2 protein-coding genes are annotated in these 2,314 nt (G+C 64.3%); both read right to left on the reverse strand.

The features are described from left to right. Positions 1-91: 91 nt before the first annotated feature. The gene (locus O0J73_RS22200) at positions 92-1,291 is read right to left on the reverse strand and encodes a site-specific integrase (RefSeq protein WP_001062689.1); all 1,200 of its coding nucleotides are present in this window, start codon (positions 1,289-1,291) and stop codon (positions 92-94) included. Between the two features lie 246 nt (positions 1,292-1,537). After that, on the reverse strand, positions 1,538-2,314 hold a 777-nt coding region (locus tag O0J73_RS22205; RefSeq protein ID WP_308309659.1), incomplete at its 5' end, for an aconitase family protein.

A 2,314-nucleotide genomic window follows, 5' to 3' on the forward strand; every position in this document is an offset into this window, starting at 1 on the left:
GCGCGCAAGCGCGCCGCCTCGATCAGTGCCCGAATGTCGCCCAGCAGCGCCGCGGGCGCTGCGAGCGATGCTGCTGATGGCCGGCGCCCGTTCATGCCACCGCCTCCGCAAGCTGCCGCGCGCCCGTGATGGCTTGGCGGCGGCTGGCCACCAGCTCGGCCGCCTCGCGCACCGGCTTGTCCTCGGTGTGGACGTAGTGCATGAACATCGCCACGGTCTTGTGGCCCGTCAGCTTCATTCCCACTTTGGTCGGCACACCGGAATTGGCAATGTCGGTGGTCGAGCGATGACGGATGCCGTGCGTGCCTACGTGCGGCACGCTGGCGGCCTTGAGCGTCCGGCACCAGCCGCCATAGTGCTCGCCAAAGGTCAGGTGCTTGGCCGGGTCGTTCGGCGACGGCAGGACGTAAGGGCAGCCTTCCAGACGCGGCGCCGTCGAAAGCAGCCGATAGGCTTCCTCGCTCATGGGCTTGGAAATGCCGCCAACCTTGCTGTCGGGCCACACCACGCGCCGGTTCTCGAAGTCCAGCCAGCTCCATTCGAGCGGGCAGATTTCGGAGCGCCGCGCCGCAAACTCGAATTGCAGCCGGATCGCCAACGGGATGACGTAGTTCTCCAGCCCCTCCGCCTCCAGTTTCTCCAACTGGCGGAAGATCCGCACCATTTCCTCGTCCACGATGAGCCGGGTTTCCTTGCCCGGCGGGTACATCGGGACGTGGCGGCACGGATTCGTGCCGTCCGGGCGGAAGCCCCAGACTTCGGCCAAGTTGAACATCTTGCGCAGCACGCCGAAGGTCTTGTTGGCCTCGGTCGGCTTGTAGGCCAGCTTTTCCATGAGCCCCGCAATGTCGGGCCGCTTCACGTCATGCACCTTCTTGCGGCCCAGCAGCGGGATGATGTTGCGGTCGATGACGCCCTGGTAGCCGTCCTGCGTGCTGACCTTGTTGCGCTTCTTGGAGTAGTCCTCCATGAACTTTTTGCACAACTCGGCCATCGTGGGCGCCTTGCGCGCCTCGGCCTTGGCACCGCCGGGATCACCACCCCGGCGAACCTCGGCCAGCCAGTCCTGCGCTTTGACCCGCGCCTGTTCGACGGTTAGCTCCCCGTAGAGTCCCAGCGAGGGCTTGCGGGGCTGGCCAGAGTTCGTGCGGTACTGGAGCATGAACACCCGGCGTCCCGTCGAGGTAATCTTGCAAAGGAAGCCGGGCACGACGGTATCCCGTAGTTCGATGTCCTTCGCCTGGGGTTGCGCCGACTCTACGGCGGTCTTGGTGAGCTTGATCTTTGCCATGATGACTCCTTGGAACGACCCGGATTCCAGGAGCCAGATAGGAGCGGCGCGAGGGAGAACCGGGTCAAGTTTCAGAAAGCACCGGCATATGATGGAAGCGCGTAAGCTATTGATAAACCTGCTGTATCGGGCTACGTCGCAGTCCAGCGAACTACCGGGCTGGAGTCATCGTGAAACAAAAAACCCCCGGCTTTCACCGGGGGTTCTTCGTTTCAGCGGGATGCCGGCCAGCGGCCGGCACTGCCCTCAGGCAGCGACCGTCTTGGCCACGTCCTGGTATTCCTCGATCTGGTCGAAGTTCATGTAGCGGTAGATCTCCGCGCCGATGGCGGCGATCACGCCCACATCGGCCATGTACTCTTCCTTGGTCGGGATGCGGCCCAGACGCGAGCAGATCGCGGCCAGTTCGGCCGAACCCAGGTACACGTTGGTGTTGCGGCCCAGGCGGTTCGGGAAGTTGCGGGTCGAGGTCGACATCGCGGTGGAACCTTCACGGATCTGCGCCTGGTTGCCCATGCACAACGAGCAGCCCGGCATTTCCATGCGTGCGCCGGTGGCGCCGAAGGTGCCGTACACGCCTTCCTTGGTCAGCTCAGAGGCATCCATCTTGGTCGGCGGGGCCACCCACAGGCGGGTCGGCAGGTCACGCTTGCCTTCCAGCAGCTTGGCAGCCGCACGGAAGTGACCGATGTTGGTCATGCACGAACCGATGAACACTTCGTCGATCTTGGCACCGGCCACTTCGGACAGGGTCTTCACGTCGTCCGGGTCGTTCGGGCAGGCCACGATCGGCTCGTGGATGTCGGCCAGGTCGATCTCGATGACGGCGGCGTACTCGGCGTCGGCATCCGGCTCCAGCAGCTCCGGATTGGCCAGCCACGCTTCCATCTTCTCGATGCGGCGCTGCAGCGAGCGCGGATCCTGGTAACCCTCGGCAATCATCCACTTCAGCAGGGTGATGTTGCTGGTCAGGTACTCGATGATCGGCTCCTTGTTCAGGCGCACCGAGCAACCGGCGGGGGG

The organism is Stenotrophomonas sp. Sm6012 (genome assembly GCF_030985895.1).
Lineage (GTDB): Bacteria > Pseudomonadota > Gammaproteobacteria > Xanthomonadales > Xanthomonadaceae > Stenotrophomonas > Stenotrophomonas forensis.

What these genes read in the sequence shown, in the direction of transcription:
- O0J73_RS22200 (WP_001062689.1), bottom strand. Translation starts at nt 1,291, where the DNA reads ATGGCAAAGATCAAGCTCACCAAGACCGCCGTAGAGTCGGCGCAACCC.